Source organism: Bifidobacterium minimum, assembly GCF_000741645.1.
Taxonomy (GTDB): Bacteria; Actinomycetota; Actinomycetes; order Actinomycetales; family Bifidobacteriaceae; genus Bifidobacterium; species Bifidobacterium minimum.
The window spans coordinates 692,504-712,296 of sequence record NZ_JGZD01000009.1; the positions used below are offsets into that span (position 1 = coordinate 692,504).

Below are 19,793 nucleotides of genomic sequence, written 5' to 3' on the forward strand. Positions count from 1 at the left end.
CCACTGGCGGGGCGCGTTCGACGCGGCTCACCAGTCTACAGCCGGAGTCTACAGTCGGGGGCCGCCGGAGCCTCCGCCGGCATGGGGCGCGGACGCCGGGAACGTCGAGGCCCGGGGACGTGACGGCATGTCGGCCTCCTATGACTATGATTGTGCCATCGTGCTATCATCAGCACTGTATGTCCATTGAGCCAATGTCGTATGGAGTGTAAACCGTGGCAAACATCAAGTCCCAGAAGAAGCGCGTCCTGACCAATGAGAAGTCTCACGTGCGCAACGTCGCCGTGAAGTCAGGCCTCAAGTCGGCCATCAGGGCCACCCGTGAGGCCATCGCCTCGGGTGACAAGGATGCCGCGCAGGCCGCCTATCGCGTGGCCGCCCAGAAGCTCGACAAGGCGGCTGGAGCGGGAGTCATCCATAAGAACCAGGCCGCGAACCGCAAGTCCGGATTGGCGGCGGGCGTGAACGCCCTCTGACTGACAGGATGTGACTGACAGGATGCCCTCCTATTCGAAGGGGAGGCGTCCTTCCCGGTGTATGTCGGAATAGGTGTATGTCGGATATCTTGTCGGATGTCCATCGTGGGGTCCCGATGCGTTGAGCATCGGGACCCCACGTCGTCGTGTGGACTCCATCCCTCCGCGCGCCGCCGCCGATGGCCTCAGCGGCGCCTTCGGAACCATCGGCCGGAGGGCCGCTCCTCTCGCGGGTGAACCACCGGACGCTTGAGGTATCGGCTCTGGCTGTGGATGTCGAAGCGCTCCCGCTCGACCGCTCCGGGAAGCGTGATGTTGAACACCACCGACAGCACGCGCATGGCCACGACAAGAGCCACGATCGCCACGTCGAGAATCATCTCGGATCGCAGCCCGATGGCACCGCGCTGGGCCGCGCGGAACACCACGACCGTCAGCACGCATCCCACCGCCGTGGGGACCGCGTACCAGTGCCTGTCCCGGATCACCATCGGAACCTCATTGAGCAGCGTATCCCGGATGAGACCTCCTCCCAGAGCCGTGAACATCCCCATGAAAACCGCCGTCATCCCGGATGTGTGCAGGCCGAGCGCCTTGGCGGTTCCGTTCACCGCGAAAAGACCGACGGCCAGGGCGTCCACGATAAGCATCGTCCAGTTCATCCGCTCCACCTCGGGATGCGCGAACGCCGCGACGAGTCCGGCCGCCAGCGCCGTCAGTACGAACCCGCGGTCGGAGATTCCCACGGGCGGAAGGTCGCCGAGGAGAACGTCACGCAGTATCCCGCCTCCCAGCGCCGTCAGCCACGCGATGATGACGATGGAGAACAGATCGTAGCCGCGACGAATGGCGCTGAGCCCGCCCATTATTCCGCAGAAGAACACCGCAAGATATTCGATGCCCATGAAAAAGGCGTTGCTCTCCAGAACGACTCCCATGCCGGCCTCCCCCCATCCGTCACCTCGTTCGCATCCATGTCGTGCGTGTCGCCGTGACCGAGGGGATCACGGCGAATACAGCTTAGGATACGAGCGAGGCCATCGGCCGCGCGACACGGCGGTGGAGGTCCGGATTTGGGTCGGTCCTGCCGGCCATGTCGCTGGCCCGCCGATGTGGGTGTCGTCGTGACCATAACAACGATGGCGGGATGCGACATGAGCCGCACCCCGCCATCGAACATCCCGCCATCGGACGATGTGCCCGGACTCAGCAGATCTTCCACATCCAGTTGTGGGGGTCCTCGACCTCGCCCAGCTGGATTCCCAGAAGGTCGTTGCGCAGCTGCATGGTCAGCTCGCCCGAGCCTCCGTCCGCGACCGTGACGTCGAACTTCTCCGACTTGAAACGGCCGATGGGCGTGATGATGGCTGCGGTGCCGCACGCGAACACCTCGGTGACCTCGCCCGACCTTATCTGATCGAGCAGATCGTCGAGCTTGATCATCGTCTCGACCACGTCATGGCCCTTGTCCTGAGCGAGCTGGATCAGAGAGCGTCGGGTGACGCCCGGAAGGATGTTGCCCGTCAGTGAGGGGGTCTCCAGATGTCCGTCCTTGTGCACGGTGAACATGTTCATCCCGCCGAGTTCCTCGAGATAGGTCTTGGTGGCGGCGTCGACGAAGCACACCTGCTCGCACCCGTTGTCGATGCCCCGGTACTCGCCCAGAAGCGATGCCGCGTAGTTCCCGCCGCATTTGGCGAATCCGGTTCCGCCGGGACCGGTGCGGAACCACTGGTCCTCCACCCAGATGCTCACGGGCTTGACGCCACCCGCGAAGTAGGGCCCCGACGGTGAGGCGATCACGCAGTAGTCGACCTCCTCGGGGGCGCGGACCCCAAGGAAGGGCTCGGAGGCGAACATGAAGGGACGCATGTAGAGCGTGTACTCCCGCCGGGTCGGGACCCATGCGGCATCCCGGCGGACCAGAGCCGCGACCGATCCGATGAAGTCGTCGACGGAGACCTCGGGAAGGTACAGGCGCTTCGCGGAGTTCTGGAACCGCTCGGCGTTCGCGTCGGGGCGGAACAGCCACAGCGAGCCATCGTCGTGATGGTAGGCCTTGAGCCCCTCGAAGCATTCCTGGGCATAATGGAGAACCGAGGCGCCGGGATCCATCTTGAGCGGGGCGTACGGCTCGATCCGACGATCCGACCATCCCTCCCCCTTCGTCCATGACATATGGGCCATGTTGTCCGAGAACACCTGGCCGAATGCTGGCTTGTCGATGAGCTCCTGTCGCTTGGCGTCAGAAGCGGGGTTCTCGTTGGGGAGGACCGTGAAGGCTTCGGCGAGTGTGGTGGTGTGTGTGGGATCGTGATGTGATTGTTCAGCCATTGTCCACTTCTTCATTAGTTCACAGAAGGCCGATAAGACGGCCGCATTCCAAAATGACGCCCCGCTTCTGGCGGAGTACTGATTCCAGTGTCGCACCGTGAAAGGATTCGGGGCCGCACTGGTTCAGCATATGAAAATGGGGGTCCGACATGCGGGCCCCCATCCATGGCATATGCCGTGGTGATCAGGCGTTGTCCGCATCCGCGTCGGCGGGGGCGGCCTGCTCGGTGGCGGGAACGTCGGTTGTGGTCTCCTCGCCCGCCGTGGTCTCGGTGGCATCCTCGGGAACCTCGACCGTGACGACGGAGGCCTCGGGATCCTCGATGTCGAGCTCGGCGCCCTCAGGGAGGTCGAGATCCTTGGCGAACACCTTGGTTCCGTCGATAAGCCCATCGACGTTGACGACGATGCGCTCGGGAAGGTTCGCGACGTCGGCGCGGACCTTGATCTCCTGGATGTCGACGAAAGCGACGGCGGCGCCCTTCGGCGTCCCCTCGACGAAGACCGGGACCTCGACGTCGATTTTCTCGCCGGCGCGCACCTCATAGAAATCGATATGCTCGACGATGCGCTTGACGGGGTTGCGCTGAACGTCCTTGACGACGGCGAGCTTCGTGGTCCCGTCGAAGGTGATCGTGAACAGCGCGTTCGTACGGCGCAGCGCCAGAGTGGTCTCCTTCATCGGAAGCTCGATGAAGTCGGGATCCGCTCCGCCTGCATAGATGGTCGCGGGGATCTTGCCCGCCACGCGCATACGGCGCGCCACGCCCTTGCCGAATTCGGTTCGGGCCGTGCCCTCGATCGTGATTGTGTTGGCCATTTCCGCTCCTGTGTTCAGGACGCCGTCACGACACCGCGGCGACGTCACTCATCATGTCCGCTTGGACGCCACGACGCGTCGAGGATCATAACAGAGATGAACCACCGCCGAGTCGATAACGGTCGAAGAACGACCCTCGCCAAAGCACCATGGGCAACTATACCATGCCGGTGGACGCCGCGCTCCCCCTTACGCGTGGGGGTGTACGGCGCTCACCGGCATGTTCTTCGCGTTACTAGGCCAGCAGCTCCTTCACCGCCGCGATGACGGACTGCAGACTCGCCTTGGCGTCGCCGAAGAGCATCTGCGTATTCTCGCGGAAGTAGAGCTCGTTCTCGATTCCCGCGTAGCCGCGCCCCCGTCCGCGCTTCATGACCACGACATGCTGGGCCTTGTCGACGTCGAGGATGGGCATTCCCGACACTGCGGAACCGGGTCGCCGGGCGGCTGGATTGGTCACGTCGTTGGCCCCGACCACCAGCGCGACGTCGGCTGAGGGGAACTGCGGATTGATGTCATCGAGATCGATGAGCTGCTCGTAGGGGACGTTCGCCTCGGCGAGAAGCACGTTCATGTGTCCGGGCATGCGACCCGCGACCGGGTGTATGGCGTAGAGGACCTCGACTCCATGGGACTTGAGGATCTCCCCAAGATCGGCCAGTTCGCGCTGGGCCTGGGCCTGCGCAAGACCGAATCCGGGAACGAAGATGACCTTCGAGGCGTAGACAAGCTGGACCGCCAGATCGTCGGCGCTCCCCTCCCTCATGGTGCCCTCGGGGCCGTTGTCCTGGGAGACCGGCGCGGCCGTGCCGAAGCCGCCGGCGAGAACCCCCAGCAGCGGACGGTTCATGGCCTTCGCCATCAGCATGGACAGCGTCACCCCCGCCGCACCCACCAAGGCGCCGGCCACGATAAGCGCGACATTGCCGATGGCCAGACCGCTCATGGCCACCGCCGTCCCCGTGCACGCGTTGAGCACCGAGATCACGACGGGCATATCCGCTCCGCCGATGGGGATGACGAAAACCAGTCCATAGATCAGGGCGAACGCGGCGGTGAGCGCGCACCAGATCACGCGGTTGCCGGGTTGGACGCAGAGCATGACGAAGGACGCCAGAGTCAGAACGGCGACGATGAGATTCCAGATGCCGCGTCCCGGAATCGATAGCCGTCTGAGGACCTTCACCCCCTGAAGCTTGCCCGCGGCGATGAGGGATCCGGAGAACGTCACGGAACCGATGAGGATTCCCAGTCCCGCGGTGATCAGAACGACCATCGTGGGGACGCCGGCGGGGGCGAGGATGTCGTTGAGCGCCACCAGCGCGGCGGCTCCACCGCCCACCATGTTGAAAACGGACACGAGCTGGGGCATCGCGGTCATCTTGACGCGGCGCGCCGAGACGACCCCTGCCACCGCGCCGATGATGATTCCCGCAAGGAGCAGGACGACGGCGATGGACGAGGTGAAGCCGCCCACGGCCAGATGGACGAATGCCATGACGATGGCGGCCGCCATGCCTACCGCCGATACCGCATTGCCCTTTCTGGCGGTTCTCGGCGAGTTCATGAGATGGAGACCCACCACGAAAAGGACGGACGCCGTCAGATAGATGAACCACGATATGACGTCAAGCGTGTTCATCGGGCATCCTCCTTGTCCTTCTTCGTCCTGTCCTTGTCGGCTCGATGGGCGTCGGGGCCCGGCCCGGACGTGGAGCTGCGGAACATCTCCAGCATGCGGTCCGTCACCACATAGCCGCCGACGACGTTCATGGTCCCCAGAAGCGCGGCGAGGAATATCAGCACGTACGACAGAGCGGAATTCGCCTCAGCGGCCACGATGATGACTCCGACGATCACGATGCCGTGGATGGAGTTCGCGCCTGACATCAGGGGCGTGTGCAGGGTCGCCGGGACCTTCCCGATGACCTCGACGCCGATGAGCAGGGCGAGGACGAACAGCGTTATCGATACAACGACGGTATCCATGGTCTTTCTATTCCCCTTCCTGAGGATCCGATTCGACGGATGCGTCCGACGAGACGACGGGGGTCACGACAAGGGCCTCGCCCAGATCGTCGGCGGTCCTTTCCAATCGCGATCCCGTGATGAAGTGCGTGACGGTGTCGGCGAGATTCCTCGACAGCAGGGCGGATGCCGTGTCGGGAACCTCGCTGGCGAGATTCGGCGCGCCGATGAGGGTCACTCCGTTGTCCGTGACAAGGGTTCCGGGAACCGATCCCTCGACGTTCCCTCCCAGATCGCTCGCTGCGCAATCCACCACGACCGCGCCTCGGCGCAGACCGGCCACGCCGGATGACGTCAGCAGGCGCGGCGGACGCCGTCCGGGGACCTTGGCGGTCGTGATGACGATGTCGAATTCCGCCGCGCGCCTGTCGACCGCCGCCTGCTGGGCGGCCTTCTCGTCCTCGGTCAGTTCGCGCGCATATCCTCCCTCGCCCTGTCCCGACGATAGGTCGACGCCAAGGTCGAGGAAGGAGGCTCCGAGCGACTCCACCTCGGAGCGCGAGGCGTCACGGACGTCGTATGCGGTGACGACCGCGCCCAGACGGCGCGCGGTGCCGATCGCCTGAAGCCCGGCTATGCCCGCTCCCAGCACCAGAACCTTGGCCGGACGAACGGTCCCCGCGGCCGTCGTCATCATCGGAAGGAAGGATCCATAGGCGTTGGCCGCCACCAGCACGGCCTTGTACCCCATCACCGAGTTCTGCGAGGTCATCTCATCCATGGACTGGGCGGAGCTCAGTCGACGGGGAAGCCTTTCCATGGCGATGCCGACGAGTCGGTGCGCGGCGAGAAGGTCGATGTACGGCTGGTCGGTCAGGGATTGGAGCATGCCCGCAATCCATGTTCCCGGACGGATGCCGTCAAGAAGATCCGGTGCGGGGCGGGATACGAATCCCAGGACGTCGCTGCGCGCGAGCACCGCATCCCTGTCCGTGACCGTGGCCCCGGCGTCGCGGTAGAGGTCATCGGAATAATGGGACGCCATTCCCGCGCCTGATTCGACCAGACAAGGCACTCCGGTTTTCCGCAACCGTCGCACCACGTCGGGCGTGACCGCCACCCGCGACTCATCATCGGACGCCTCGTTGATGACGCCATAGATGGGCCCTGATGATTCTGGCGTAACTTCGACCATGCTGTCGATCCACCCTCTCCTCGCTCGTATCCGTGTCCGCCCATATGCATGCATGATGCCGCCGTCGCGGCGACGACCGTGAGCCGCGTCGTGTCCCCGGCGAATCGGGCGGCGCCGTCGACATCGAACGGCGACAGTGACATTCTATGGGAGACTCCGACTCCGAACCGACCGGCGTCCACGGTGCGGAACCGCCGGCCCGGGATCATCCGCGCCGATCCTCCCTACGCGACCGTAAGGTGACGTGCGGGGACGGGACGATTACCATGGCTTATTTGGTAGGTCAGGCGGGGACATGAGTATGAAGGAGAGTGCGATGTCCATCATCAACACGTGGAGAAGACAGACACTCGACATAGCGCGGAAGATGCTGAGTGTGACGGGGGATTTCGCGCATCCCACCCGTGACGCCGGATCGTTCGATGAGCCGGAGGACGGTGACATCGACGGGACGGACGGTCTGAGCGTGCCGAACACGCATGAATGGGCCGCGGGCTATCCCACCACGACCTTCATCGACGATGCGACGGGACTGCTGACGTCGACGACCCAGGGGAATCCGCCCCTCCCCGACGGCATGTCGATCTACGACATCTACGCCGACAGGGCCCGGCGCATGGGGAACGATCCCCTGTACACCTTCCGCCGCAACGGGGAATGGACGACGCGCACGGCGAACGAGTTCATCGGCGACGTCCGCTCCGCCGCCAAGGGCCTGCTGCATTATGGCCTTGAAAAGGGCGATGCGGTGGCGTTCATGTGCCGGACGTCCTACGAGTGGGACGTTGTCGACGCCGCGGTGATGGCGTGCGGCGGCGTGCTCGCCACCATCTACGACACCGATTCCGCCGAGCAGATCCGGGTCATCGTCAACAACTCGGACGCCGTCATGCTGATCGTCGGATCCAAGGACATGCGCGACAAAGCCGACGGAGCCGTGGAGGACTGCCCCAGCCTGAAACGCATCCTGTGTCTGGAAACCGGGGCCCTCGAGGAGCTGCAGGCCTTCGGATCGGCGGTCGACGACGCCACACTGGACGCGCGGATCGATTCCGTAAGAAAAACCGATCTGTGCTCCATCGTGTACACCTCCGGTTCGACCGATGCGCCCAAGGGCGTCGAGATGACGCATGAGCATTACTGCATGACGGCGCTCAACCTCCCCGACTATATGCCCGATCTTCTGCGCGATCGCAGAAACACCGTCCTGCTGTTCCTCCCGCAGGCGCATTCCTTCGCGCGTGCGATCAACTACATAGTCGTGGCCAGCGATCTGAGGATATTCATTGCCGAGGGGATCAAAACGCTGCTGTCCGATCTTCAGGTGGCCAGACCGTCGGTGATGATCGTGGTTCCCCGTGTTCTGGAGAAGGTCTACAACGCCGCGTCGCAGAAGGCGGGCCATGGGGCCAAGGGTCTGCTGTTCGCCAGCGGCGTGGTCACGGCCCAGCGGTATATGTCCCAGATGGGCAGGAACGGTCGGGCGGGGAAGATGCTCACGGCCCGGCGCGCCGCGTACGATCCCGTGATCTACCGGCCGCTGCGGCAGGTTCTGGGCGGACGGGTCAAGTGGATCGTCACCGGAGGCGCCCCCCTCGATCCCGAGCTGCTCGCCTTCTATCGCGGCGCCGACGTTCCCGTCTACGAGGGGTACGGACTGACGGAGACCACGGCCCCATGCGCGTTCAATCCTCTGGGGACACCGTTCCATGAGGGGTCGGTCGGTATACCGTTCCCGGGATTCTCGATACGGATCGCCGAGGACGGGGAGATTCAGGTCAACGGTCGGTCGGTTTTCCATCGGTATCACAAGAACGACGAGGCGACGAAGACGTCCTTCACCAAGGACGGATGGTACGCAACGGGCGATCTGGGGCGGATGAACGACGGCGGGTTCCTGTTCATCACGGGTCGCAAGAAGGACCTCATCATCACGGCCGGAGGAAAGAACGTCGCCCCCGGGCCAATCGAGGAGGTCATCCAGCGGTGCGAGCTCGTTTCCCAGGCTCTCGTCCTCGGGGACAAACGCCCGTTCATCTCCGCGCTGATCACTCTCGACGAATCGGCGCTGCGTCCGTGGCTGGCGGCGCAGGGGCTGGATTCCGATATGTCCATGGAACGCGCCGCATCCAACGCGGCGGTCCGGGCGCGTGTCCAGGAATTCGTGGACAAGGCCAACGAGGGGGTGTCCCGGGCGGAGTCGGTGAGGAAGTTCATCATCCTGCCCGCAGAGTTCTGCCTGGAGAACGGCCTGCTGACCGCGTCGATGAAGGTGATCAGACCCAAGGTGATACGCCGCTACTCCACGTTGCTCAACACGCAGATGTACACCAGAAGGCAATAGCGCCGGAAGACGCCGGAAGGCGATCCGTCGCGGGGCTGCGCCCATTCGGCGGATCGCCTTTTCGTATCGGGATCTCTCGGGATCTCTCAGTGTCTCAGTGTCTCAGTATCGGGGCCTGTGATCGCATCCCGCCGTGGTCGAATCCCGTGCAATGAGTGCTGCGTCGTGCGGCCGCACGACGTGCCGCTCTGTTCCTACGTGCCGCTCCGTTCCTAGAAGCCGAGCCTGTCAAGCTTCTTGGGATCCGACTGCCATCCCTTCGCCACCTTGACGTGGAGATCCAGAACGCATCTCATGCCGACGATGCGGTTGACCGGCGTCCGCAGTCTTTTCTTCACCCGTACGAGCCGTTCGGCGCCATGGCCTATGATGATGGGCTTCTGCGAGTCCCGCTCGACGTAGATGGAGACCATCACCCTGGCCCTGCCGGGCGTCGATCCTTCTGCGCCATCGGTGGCGGGACGCTCGATCGAGTCGACGACGACCGCCAGCGAGTGCGGAAGCTCGTCGTCGAGATCCTCCAGGAACGCGCCGCGGATGAGTTCGGCGATCGTGTCCTCGGGCCTCTCCTCGGTGAGCTGATCCTCGGGATACATCTGCGGGCCCACGGGCATATGGGCGATGAGCACCGACCGGACCTCGTCGACGTTGTCGTCGCGCAGCGCGCTGACGGGGACGATCTCGGTGAAATCGGCGAATTCCTGTATCTCCAGCAGTTTGGCGACCAGATCATGACGATTCAGCTCGTCGATTTTCGTGACGATGGCGATCAGCGGAATCCTCCACGTCAGCGTGCCGGCGTCGTTCTTCGTCGCGAATTCTGACCGCAGCCTGCTGAGGATCATCCTGTCCCCCGGGCCGATCTCCTGATCGGCGGGGAGGAGGAACGCGACCTCGTCCACATCGGAAAGCGAATCGCTGACGACGTCGTTGAGGCGCTGCCCGAGAAGCGTTCTTGGCCGGTGGATTCCCGGGGTGTCGACAAGAACAAGCTGTGCGGTCGGCGTCGTCAGAATGCCCCGGATGGCCTTTCTCGTCGTTTCGGGACGCGATGAGGCTATCGCGATCCGAGTGCCGACAAGGGCGTTCGTCAACGTGGACTTCCCCACATTGGGACGGCCCACCACGGCCACGAAGCCCGATCGGTATCCCGTCGCCGTTGGTGATTTCTCATCCTGCGTCATCATTCGTGGTCCTTACTGGTCGTGGAGGTGGTCGGAGCGTCGTCGGCGGTCGTCTCGGACGCGGTCGCCGCTCCCGTGTCCGGCTCCACCAGGATGGTGGACACCTTCTTTCGCCGTCCCGCGGAATCCACCGCGGTCAGTCTGAGTCCGCGCGTAACGGCGGAGGAGCCGACGATGGGGACGTTCCCGAGAAGCTTGGTCAGAAGGCCGTAGACGGTGTCCACATCATCCTCGTCGATGTCGACCTCGAAAAGCTCCTCAAGGTCGGCGATGGGAGTGCGCGCGGGAAGCCGCCACCGCCGATCGCCGACCCGTTCCGGCTCGGCATGCTGCGTTCTGTCATGCTCGTCCTCAAGCTCCCCCACGATCTGCTCGATGGTATCCTCGATGGTCACAAGGCCCGCTATCCCGCCGTACTCGTCGATGACGACGGCCGCATGCTGGCGCGATCGTTGCATGACGTGGAACAGATCGTCAACGGGCTTGGACTCGGGGACGAGAAGAGGCTGCCTGCAGACGCTTTCTACGGTTCTGTCGCTGGCCGCCGGATTGAAGGCCGTCGCTCTCACCGCGTCCTTGAGATAGGCGATTCCACGTAGATCATCGGCATCGGAACCGATCACCGGAATCCGCGAGAACCCGGAACGCGTGCACAGCTGCAGAAGATCCTGAAGCGAGGAGTCGCGGCCGATGCAGATCATATCGGTGCGGGGAACCATGATCTCGCGTGTGAGCGTATCCGAAAGAGTGAGGACGTTGCGCAGCATCTCCGACACCTCGGGATCGAAGTCGTTGCTTTCCACGAGCCGGTCGATGGCCGCGCGTCCCTGCTCATGGGCGATCGCCTCCAACGCCTCGTCGTCCGAAGGGTCGGATCCGCGTGCCCGTCTCCGCGATTTCTCCCGACCTCCCACGGTGGCGAACGGCGTCAGAAAAACCGCCGCCGAAATGACGCGGGCGTGCCGGAGCATGATGTCGACCGGCTTGGACGCGCCCGCAGACCGGGGACGGACGAGGACCGATATGACGGCCACCACGATGGCGAAGACGACGCCGACGGCGAGAGCCAGCCACAATGGCGCTCCGCAGAGCACCGCCATGCAGGCGACGAGAACCCCGTCCAGAACATTGCAGGCGATGCGGAAGAACGCGCAGGAACCCGCCGTCGAGAATCTGTCGGCGATGAGCCCCTGCACGCGGTGGACCCGTTCGATGCGCTTCATGCGCATGAACGCCGTCAATCCGTCGTCGGTCTGGATCTCGAGGATGAGATTGTTGAGATTCGCGCGCGTGACCCTGGAGACCGCGCTTTCGGAGGCCGCCATGGTCAACGAGAACCATACGAGGAGGAAGGCCACCACGGCCATCGCCACCACCAGCGAGATGGTCGCCGGGTCGGGGGTGAACAGGAATCCGGACATCAGCCCCTCGTTCTTCCCGATGCGGACGACGAATGCCGCTCCTCATAGGATGCGAGGGCGTCGGGGGTCCTCTCGGGGAGGACGGCCTGCTCGATGGGGGCGGACCGTGTCGCGAAGAACGTCAGCAGCAACTGGCGCTGCAGGCCGAACATCTGCTTCTCCTGCTCCGGCGTGGCATGGTCGTATCCGAGAAGATGCAGGATCCCGTGGATGGTCAGAAGAAGCATCTCCTCCATCGTGCCATGCCCCGCCGCCGCGGCCTGCTGCGAGGCCACCCACGGGCAGATGACGATGTCCCCCAGAACGCCCTCGTCGATTTTCCCGTCCTCGCCGGGACGGAGCTCGTCCATGGGGAAGCTCATCACGTCGGTCGGTCCTTCAAGACCCATCCATCTGTCATGCAGCTGGGCGATGGGCTCGGGATCGACGAAGAGGATCGTCAGATCGGAACTCGTGCTCACCTTCATCTGGTCAAGAACCCATAGTCCCAGGTCCGAAAAGACCTTGCCATCGATTCTCCACGGCGTCTCGTTCGTCACATCCACGCTCATTGATGATGTCCCTTGTCGCTTTCCCTTTGATGCCGATTATCGGATGGCCGCGGAGCCTCGCCCGCGGCGTGTGGTGCCGGTGGTCTGTGCGGGGATCCCTTCCCTCCGGCATCGGGTCGGGATTCGGCATGGCGCTCGTACGCCTCGACGATTCTTCCGACCAGCGCGTGCCGGACGACATCGGTGGATTCGAGATGCACGAAGGCGATGTCGTCGATGCCGTCGAGGATCCGCTGGATGGTGGCCAGACCCGATCGCGGAACCGTCAGATCCACCTGCGTCGCGTCACCCGTGATAACCATGGTGGTATTGAATCCCAGACGGGTCAGGAACATCTTCATCTGCTGTTCGGTGGTGTTCTGCGCCTCGTCGAGGATGACGAAGGCGTCGTTGAGCGTGCGTCCGCGCATGTACGCCAGTGGCGCCACTTCGATGGATCCGTCGTCCATGTAGCGCCGGAGGCGGTCCGGCCCCACCATCTCCGACAGCGCATCGTACAAGGGCCGCAGATAGGGGTCGACCTTGTCGTTCAGCGTCCCCGGGAGGAATCCCAGGCTCTCCCCCGCCTCCACCGCGGGTCTGGTGAGGATGATTCTGCTGACCTGATGGTCCTGGAAGGCGCGGACAGCCTTGGCGACCGCGAGATACGTCTTCCCCGTGCCGGCTGGACCGATGCCGAAGGTTATGGTGTGGGCCTCGATCGCGGACACGTATCTGATCTGGCCGGCGGTTTTGGGCCGCACGGGAACTCCCGAGGCGAAGACGATGACGCCGGGGACGCGAGGACGATGGCGTTCCCCGTCGATGCGGTCCCTGACTGCGACCACGCCGTCATGCGGTGCGGCGCGGGAGACCGTTCCGGCGGAGGCGTGGAAGCGATTGTCCAGAAGCCCGCGATCGAGCATCCGCCGGACGGTGTCGGCGTCCATCGGAGCGCCGTAGGCGGCGGTGATGATGGCACGGAGCGCGTCCTGGGCCTGGGACGCCTGCCGCTCCGCGGAGCGTGTCGTCGAGACGATGACGATCCTGTTCCCGCGTGCGGTGATGGTGACGTCCGGGAAGGCGGACTCGATCTCACGAAGAACCTGATCGTCCGGCCCCAGAACGGTCACGGCGTCAAGCTCGGGAGGAATGGAGACGGTTCGTGTTGTCGTTGCCACGGGGCCTAGTCGTCCATCGTCTCGCCGGTGAGCACATGGGCGTGAACGTGGAAGACGGTCTGCCCCGCGTCGCGTCCGGTGTTGAAGATCAGGCGGTATGCGCCGTGGAAGGAGTCGTCGGCTATGCTCTGGGCCACCGTGACGATGTGCGCCAGAAGCGACGGGTCGGCTTTGGCCAGCGCGGCGACGTCCGCGTAGTGGGTGCGGGGGACGATCAGGACGTGGACCTTGGCCTTGGGATTGATGTCCTTGAACGCATAGACCCTATCGTCCTCGTACACACGCTCGCTGGGTATGTCCCCCGCGACGATGCTGCAGAACAAGCATCCATCCGAATCCGCCATGGTTCTCCTTCGTGTTTCCGTCATTTCCGTCACCGGTTATGTCGGTCACCGGTTATGCCGCGCTACGCCGTTGATGGCGCCTCGCCATTCCCATGATATTGTGCGAGGCGGATATGGCCACCCCTGGAGGAAACGCCGGCCCATCGGGCCCTGCATGCGTGCCCGGCGCCTGCCTCCCTACCGTCGCGTCTTCATCTTCCGCCGCGTCTTTCGTCCTTCAGTCGGATGCATCCGACAAGGATACGCCCGGGGAGTCGAAGCGCCCCATGGCCTCGGCCAGAAGTGCCGTGGCTGCGGGGCCGGCAACCGACGCGCGCATGATCGTGCTCCCCATGGAGCAGCACTGCGCGCCGGCATCCATGAAGGAGGACACCTCGTCGTCGTCGATCCCGCCCTCGGGACCGACCACGACGCTGACCGACCGCGGCCGTCCATCGTCAAGTGATCTCTGGGCCAGGGCATCGATGGCCGTTTTCAGCCTGGTCCACGACACGGTCGCGTCCTGATGCAGCACGATGACGAGTTCGCCATGGACGCACGCCCGTCGGCACATGGCCACGATGCCCGCGTCGTCGATGCAGTCGCGCAGTCGCGGCATCCATGAGCGCCTGGATTGTTCGGTCGCCCGCGCCAGCGTCTGGAACCATTTCCGGTCGCTCCTGCCCTTCTTCCACTTGGCGATGCTGCGATGCGACTGCCAGGGAACGACCTCGTCGATGCCGATCTGCGTCGCGGCGTCGATCGCCATATCGTCATGACCGGCCTTCGCCAGCGCCTGCACGAGAACGATCCTCGTGACATGCGCGGGCTCCCGGCCGACATCGGTGACGCGCACCCTGCCGTCGGCGGCGTCCTCGACGACGGCCCGTATCCGCAGCCCGTTCCCGTCCGTGATCTGGAGCTCGTCGCCATGCGACAGCCGCATCGATTGGATGGCATGCCGCCTGACCGTGTCCGGGAGGGTGAGGATCCATCCCTCATGCAGCTCGTCGCAGTTGAGTGGGAGATCGTCCTGGGTGGTGTCGAGCAGAAACATCGGTGCTGTCATGATGACAAGGCTACACACCTGACTTCCGTACACGCCTGATCCATGTCGTCGCCATGCCGGGACGCCGCGGCATGGCGCATGGGAGGCGGGGAGGAAGACGGACGCGGATGGTCTGCGGCCGCGACACTCCGATGCGCGTCCATCGGCGAGGTGCTATAGTTCAACACGTTGCCAAAATGCACGTCCGGGTGGCGGAATGGTAGACGCGCTAGCTTGAGGTGCTAGTGCCTATTTTTACAGGCGTGCGGGTTCAACTCCCGCTCCGGACACGATGACGACGGAAGAACCCCTTGATTCGTCAAGGGGTTCTTGCATAGGCGGAGGAACGTTCTTTATGAGGATCATCACCGTGGAGTCGCTCGATGACCCCCGCCTTGAGGCCTACGTCAACCTGACCGAGCCGCAGCTGCGCAACAGGCTCGAACCCAGCAAGGGACTGTTCATTGCCGAATCGGTGAAGGTCATCGACCGGGCGCTCGACGCCGGCCGCGAACCGCTGTCCCTGCTCGTCGAGGAGCCGTGGCTTGAGGGCATGACCCGTGAGTTCGAGGACATCGACGCGCGATGGGGCGATGACGTGCCGGTCTACGTGGCCACTCCGGAGCAGCTGAAGACGTTGACGGGCTACCGGCTTCACCGAGGGGCGCTTGCCGCGATGAGACGCTGGCGGCTGCCCACCGTCGATGAGGTGTGCGCGGGGGCCTCCCGCGTCGCCGTGATGGAGAACATCGTCGATCCCACCAATGTCGGCGCGCTGATGAGGTCGGCCGCGGCCCTTGGCATCGACGCCGTTCTGGTCACCCCGTCCTGCGGGGATCCGCTGTATCGTAGGGCCGCCAGAGTGTCCATGGGAACCGTCTTCCAGATCCCCTGGACGAGAATCGGCGGGGACGACACCCGGTTCTGGCCGACGCGCGGATTGGCGCAGCTTCACGGGCTCGGATTCACGACGGTCGCCATGGCCCTGAGCGACGACTCCCTGTCTCTGGATGAGCTTGTGTCCCGCATGGGCATGGATCCCGCGGATGGCGGCATGGACAAAGTGGCCCTGATCTTCGGCACCGAAGGCGACGGGCTGTCCGAACGCACCATCGCCCAGTCGGACGTGACAGTGAGGATACCGATGAGCCACGACGTGGACAGCCTCAACGTGGCGGCCTCCAGCGCGGTTGCCTTCTACGCCACGCGCCGTCGATAGGACCGTCACATAGAGCCGTCATGCGGCGTAGAGGTCGTCTCGTTCGGTGAGCCGGTCGCCGTCGTCGCGCCGTTCGGCGCCGTTACGGCGATCAGTACTGCGGCATATTGTCGAGGTTGAATCCTATGGCTGCCAGCTGGTCGCGTCCGGAGGGCGTTATCTTGTCGATCGTCCATTGGGGGTTCCACGTCCAATCGATGCGGAACTCCTCCACCAGACCAGCCAGCGTGCTCGCGCATTCGTCCTCGATGAGGTCGGTCAGAGGGCATGCCGGGGTGGTCAGGGTCATGGTGATGATGGCCCGCCCCTGGGCGTCGATCTCGATGCCGTAGACGAGTCCAAGATCGATCACGTCGATGCCCAGCTCCGGATCGATCACCTGATGAAGGGCCTCGCGGACATCCTGCGCCGTGGCCCGTCCGATGTCATCGAGGGCCTTGAGGGGTATGCCGTCCTCATCCTCATCCGCGTGGTCGGCGCAGCAGCCGTGCGTCCCATCATCATGACGTCCTCCGCAGGCGCATGACGCATGTTTGCCATCACGGTCATCCGCGGCATCATGCCCATCAGCATCACGCCCAGCGGCGGGTTCCGTTCCGGCTCCGGCCGGCGACTCGGTTGGACGCATCCGAGGCTGTGCGGAGGACAGCAGCGATGGGTTCGCCATCACGCGTCCCGCCTCCTCCTCGTCGCCCATGACCTTGCTGATCGTGTCGAGAATGGTGGATTGGGGCTCGGGAACAAGTTCGTCGTGTGGGGTGCTCATGACCTATCCTTGCTGTTGTCGTTGAAGGTGTCGCGTCCGTCCGTATTGGCGGAGGCATCCGTGCTGGTGATGGCGTCCGTGTCGCCGACGGCGGAGGGGACCTGATCCGGTTCCGCCGCCGTGGCCAGAGCCCGGGCCACGGAATCCTTCATCCCCTCCCATGCGAGCAGAGCGCATTTGATTCTCATCGGATACCGCGAGACGCCCTGAAAGACCACGGCATCCCCCAGAGCCTCGTTCTCTTCCTCGTCGGTGAGTCCCGCGCCTCGGGAGCTCATCAGCCTGTGGAAAAGGGATTCCAGTCGCATGGCGTCATCGACCGTCGATCCCTGGACGAGGTCGGTCATAACCGACAGGCTCGCCTGGGAGATGGAGCATCCCTGCCCGTCCCAAACGATCCGGTCGATCGTCCGCGGCTCGTTGCGGGAGACCTCGACGTGGATGGTGGCCTCGTCGCCGCAGGTGGGGTTGAACTGGTGGGATTCCCCGGCCGTGCAGTATTCGTGGGATGCGGCCAGCGCCGTGTCGCCCTGGAGGGACGAGGATCCCTCGGTCGCGAGGTCCGAGCCGGCCCTCACCCGTCCATGCGGGTGCCTGGATGCGTCAAGAATCACCTCCTGATACATCTGCTGCAGGTCCTCGTCCTCCATGCCGTATCCGTTCATCGCTTCCGTTCCATGCCTTTCCCGTCATCGTCCCTGAGAGCGGCTCCGTTCCGGCGGCTCCATGGTCTCCCGTCGTGCGGCATCGCCTCCCGCTGGCTATCGTCCATGGGATCACGCGCCGAAGAAGGGCCTGACTCCATGGACCGCGTCGACCAGAGCCTGCGCCTCGTCGACCGTGTTGTACACTCCCGTGGATGCGCGGTTCGAGGCGACGACGCCGAAGTGCCGATGCACCGGCTGGGCGCAATGGTGTCCGACACGAATCGCGATTCCCTGCGAGTCGAGATATTGACCGACGTCATGAGGATGGACGCCCTCGACCTCGAACGCGACGGTGCCGATGCGGTGGTCCTCGTCACGCGGTCCAAGGATCCGTATCCCATCGACGTCCGCCAGCTTCAGCAGCTCATGCGTTATGGACCGCTCATGCCGGGCGATCTCATCCATGCCCACGGAACGCATCCAATCGGCGGCCACCCCCGCGGCCACGACCTGCGCCACGGGCTGCGTCCCCGCCTCGAAGCGTGCGGGAGGCTCCATGTACTGCGCCGGTTTGTCCATCCACGCGAGTTCGACCATGGATCCTCCGAAGCTCGCGGGAGGAAGGGCCTCGAGCAGATCCCGACGGCCATAAAGGAACCCTACGCCTGTGGGACCATACATCTTGTGGGCGCTCCAGACCGCGAAGTCGACCCCCATGGCGTGGAAGTCGACGGGAAGATGCGGAACGGACTGGCAGGCGTCCAGCACGACGATCGCCCCCACTTCGTGGGCCCTTCTGACCACCGGCGCGATATCCGTGACCGCTCCGGTGGTGTTCGCCACATGGGCGATGGCCACGATCTTCGTGCGCTCCGTGATGACCTCATCGGCCATATCGGTGCGGATGCGCCCATCCGGGGTCAGCGAGAACCATGAAAGGGATGCTCCCGTCCTTGCCGCAAGCTCCTGGAAGGGAAGAAGAACCGAATGGTGTTCGGCCTGCGACACCACGATGCCGTCCCCCGGTTTGAGGGCGAAGCGGCGGGCCTCCTCGCCTCCGCGACCCAATGACGCGTTGCCGAAGGCGGTGGCCAGCAGATTGAGACCGGCGGTCGCGCCGGCGGTCACGACGATCTCCTCCTGACCCTCGCGGGTGTCGGCGCCCACCAGAGCGGCCACGGACGCCCGGGCATGTTCGAAGGCCATGGTGCTGCGCGCGGCCAGCTCATGGGCTCCACGATGGACGCCCGCGTTGATGGACCGGTAGAAATCGGATTCCGCGTCGATGACCACCTCGGGTTTCTGCGCGGTGGCGGCGGAGTCCAGATAGATCAGGGGATGTCCGTGAATCGTCTGGTCCAGTATGGGGAACTGCCCACGCAATGCTGAGAAATCGGTCATAACGCCTTCCGTCTTCCTAATTGGCCATCGGCTCCTGTACCATAACGGCCCAGGGACCGGGCGACGCGGCTGGTGCCGAACGCACCCGTCATGACGCCCATCGTCCGAACAATCTCTTTATGCTCTTTACTCTTTATGCCGGTTCCACGCCGGTTCTACGCCAGCGCCGATTCCGTCTGCGCGCCTTCGGGAAGATACCGGTCGTATCCCTGATCCTCCAGCTCGTCGGCAAGCTCCGGCCCTCCCGTGCGCACGAAATGGCCATCGGCGAAAACATGGACGATATCGGGCTTGATGTATTTGAGGATGCGGGTGTAGTGCGTCACCATGAGGATCCCCAGGCCGGTGTTCTCCTTGGCGCGGTTGACGCCCTCGGAGACGATGCGAAGCGCGTCGACGTCGAGTCCGGAATCGGTCTCGTCGAGGATGGCGAACTTGGGTTTGAGAAGCTCCAGCTGCAGGACCTCCGCCCTTTTCTTCTCCCCGCCCGAGAATCCCTCGTTCACGGATCTTGTGGCGAACTTGGGATCCATGCGCAGCCTTTTCATCGACGCGCTGAGATCCTTGGCCCATGCGCGGATCGCCGGCGCCTTGCCGTCGATCTCCGTCTTCGCCGTGCGGAGGAAATTGGTCATCGACACGCCGGGAATCTCCACCGGGTACTGCATCGCAAGGAAGATACCCTCCTTGGCTCTTTCATCCGGGGTCTGCTTGAGGATGTCGACCCCATCGAGGAGGGCCTCACCCGAGTCCACCTCGTACTTCGGGTGGCCCGCCAAGGTGTAGGCGAGCGTTGACTTCCCCGATCCGTTGGGTCCCATGATGGCGTGGGTCTCACCGGAATTGACCGTCAGATTGACGCCTTTGAGGATCTGCTTGCGACCCTCCTTGGTCTCCACGGACGCATAGAGATCCTTGATCTGCAGGGTTGACATG

At 64.1% G+C, this 19,793-nt stretch carries 19 protein-coding genes and 1 tRNA gene; 4 read left to right on the forward strand and 16 right to left on the reverse strand.

Annotated elements, in window-relative coordinates:
- Positions 1–215 precede the first annotated feature (215 nt).
- Entirely contained in the window at positions 216–476 is a 261-nt protein-coding gene (gene rpsT, locus BMIN_RS06690) for a 30S ribosomal protein S20 (RefSeq protein WP_022860711.1), read from the forward strand.
- Between the two features lie 185 nt (positions 477–661).
- Here rpsT and BMIN_RS06695 read toward each other — a convergent pair whose 3' ends face one another.
- From BMIN_RS06695 to BMIN_RS06720, 6 genes are all read right to left on the reverse strand, one after another.
- Positions 662–1,414, reverse strand: coding sequence for a trimeric intracellular cation channel family protein (locus BMIN_RS06695; RefSeq protein WP_022860712.1), 753 nt, complete (start codon positions 1,412–1,414; stop codon positions 662–664).
- A 268-nt stretch (positions 1,415–1,682) separates the two neighbouring features.
- The gene (locus BMIN_RS06700) at positions 1,683–2,810 is read right to left on the reverse strand and encodes a branched-chain amino acid aminotransferase (protein ID WP_022860713.1); all 1,128 of its coding nucleotides are present in this window, start codon (positions 2,808–2,810) and stop codon (positions 1,683–1,685) included.
- A gap of 184 nt (positions 2,811–2,994) precedes the next feature.
- The gene (locus tag BMIN_RS06705) at positions 2,995–3,630 is read right to left on the reverse strand and encodes a 50S ribosomal protein L25/general stress protein Ctc (protein ID WP_022860714.1); all 636 of its coding nucleotides are present in this window, start codon (positions 3,628–3,630) and stop codon (positions 2,995–2,997) included.
- A 235-nt stretch (positions 3,631–3,865) separates the two neighbouring features.
- Positions 3,866–5,272: an NAD(P)(+) transhydrogenase (Re/Si-specific) subunit beta gene (locus BMIN_RS06710; RefSeq protein ID WP_022860715.1), complete on the reverse strand. Its 1,407-nt coding sequence runs from the start codon at positions 5,270–5,272 to the stop codon at positions 3,866–3,868.
- On the reverse strand, positions 5,269–5,619 hold the full coding sequence (locus tag BMIN_RS06715) for an NAD(P) transhydrogenase subunit alpha part 2 (protein ID WP_022860716.1): 351 nt from the start codon (positions 5,617–5,619) through the stop codon (positions 5,269–5,271). Before BMIN_RS06715 ends, BMIN_RS06710 begins: the two co-directional genes overlap by 4 nt.
- 7 nt (positions 5,620–5,626) lie before the next feature.
- A complete protein-coding gene (locus tag BMIN_RS06720) occupies positions 5,627–6,793 on the reverse strand; it encodes an NAD(P) transhydrogenase subunit alpha (protein WP_022860717.1) in 1,167 nt (388 codons plus the stop codon).
- Positions 6,794–7,109: 316 nt separating this feature from the next.
- Here BMIN_RS06720 and BMIN_RS06725 point away from each other — a divergent pair, with 316 nt between their 5' ends.
- Positions 7,110–9,137, forward strand: coding sequence for an AMP-dependent synthetase/ligase (locus BMIN_RS06725; protein WP_022860718.1), 2,028 nt, complete (start codon positions 7,110–7,112; stop codon positions 9,135–9,137).
- A gap of 212 nt (positions 9,138–9,349) precedes the next feature.
- Here BMIN_RS06725 and era read toward each other — a convergent pair whose 3' ends face one another.
- The 6 genes from era to BMIN_RS06755 all read right to left on the reverse strand — a co-directional run bounded on the left by era (position 9,350) and on the right by BMIN_RS06755 (position 14,845).
- On the reverse strand, positions 9,350–10,324 hold the full coding sequence (era, locus tag BMIN_RS06730; RefSeq protein ID WP_022860719.1) for a GTPase Era: 975 nt from the start codon (positions 10,322–10,324) through the stop codon (positions 9,350–9,352).
- Positions 10,321–11,742: a hemolysin family protein gene (locus BMIN_RS06735; RefSeq protein WP_022860720.1), complete on the reverse strand. Its 1,422-nt coding sequence runs from the start codon at positions 11,740–11,742 to the stop codon at positions 10,321–10,323. Before BMIN_RS06735 ends, era begins: the two co-directional genes overlap by 4 nt.
- The gene (gene ybeY / locus BMIN_RS06740; RefSeq protein ID WP_022860721.1) at positions 11,742–12,293 is read right to left on the reverse strand and encodes an rRNA maturation RNase YbeY; all 552 of its coding nucleotides are present in this window, start codon (positions 12,291–12,293) and stop codon (positions 11,742–11,744) included. Before ybeY ends, BMIN_RS06735 begins: the two co-directional genes overlap by 1 nt.
- Complete coding sequence (locus BMIN_RS06745) at positions 12,290–13,453, reverse strand: PhoH family protein (protein ID WP_022860722.1); 1,164 nt, start codon at positions 13,451–13,453, stop codon at positions 12,290–12,292. The genes ybeY and BMIN_RS06745 overlap by 4 nt, the downstream gene beginning before the upstream one ends.
- Before the next feature lie 5 nt (positions 13,454–13,458).
- Positions 13,459–13,797 (reverse strand): histidine triad nucleotide-binding protein, encoded by a 339-nt coding sequence (locus BMIN_RS06750; RefSeq protein ID WP_022860723.1) that lies wholly within the window; start codon positions 13,795–13,797, stop codon positions 13,459–13,461.
- Between the two features lie 217 nt (positions 13,798–14,014).
- Entirely contained in the window at positions 14,015–14,845 is an 831-nt protein-coding gene (locus BMIN_RS06755) for a 16S rRNA (uracil(1498)-N(3))-methyltransferase (RefSeq protein WP_051126221.1), read from the reverse strand.
- Between the two features lie 182 nt (positions 14,846–15,027).
- Here BMIN_RS06755 and BMIN_RS06760 point away from each other — a divergent pair.
- Positions 15,028–15,114, forward strand: a tRNA-Leu gene (locus BMIN_RS06760).
- A gap of 65 nt (positions 15,115–15,179) precedes the next feature.
- Positions 15,180–16,043 (forward strand): TrmH family RNA methyltransferase, encoded by an 864-nt coding sequence (locus BMIN_RS06765; RefSeq protein WP_022860725.1) that lies wholly within the window; start codon positions 15,180–15,182, stop codon positions 16,041–16,043.
- A 91-nt stretch (positions 16,044–16,134) separates the two neighbouring features.
- Here BMIN_RS06765 and BMIN_RS06770 read toward each other — a convergent pair whose 3' ends face one another.
- The 4 genes from BMIN_RS06770 to sufC all read right to left on the reverse strand — a co-directional run bounded on the left by BMIN_RS06770 (position 16,135) and on the right by sufC (position 19,792).
- Positions 16,135–16,809, reverse strand: a complete 675-nt coding sequence (locus BMIN_RS06770) for a metal-sulfur cluster assembly factor (RefSeq protein ID WP_022860726.1) — start codon at positions 16,807–16,809, stop codon at positions 16,135–16,137.
- Positions 16,806–17,474 carry a Fe-S cluster assembly sulfur transfer protein SufU gene (gene sufU / locus BMIN_RS06775; RefSeq protein ID WP_022860727.1) on the reverse strand — a complete coding sequence of 223 codons (669 nt, stop codon included), beginning with the start codon at positions 17,472–17,474 and terminating at the stop codon, positions 16,806–16,808. The genes BMIN_RS06770 and sufU overlap by 4 nt, the downstream gene beginning before the upstream one ends.
- A gap of 111 nt (positions 17,475–17,585) precedes the next feature.
- Complete coding sequence (locus tag BMIN_RS06780) at positions 17,586–18,857, reverse strand: SufS family cysteine desulfurase (protein WP_022860729.1); 1,272 nt, start codon at positions 18,855–18,857, stop codon at positions 17,586–17,588.
- A gap of 155 nt (positions 18,858–19,012) precedes the next feature.
- A complete protein-coding gene (gene sufC, locus BMIN_RS06785) occupies positions 19,013–19,792 on the reverse strand; it encodes a Fe-S cluster assembly ATPase SufC (protein WP_022860730.1) in 780 nt (259 codons plus the stop codon).
- Between the last annotated feature and the right edge of the window lies 1 nt (position 19,793).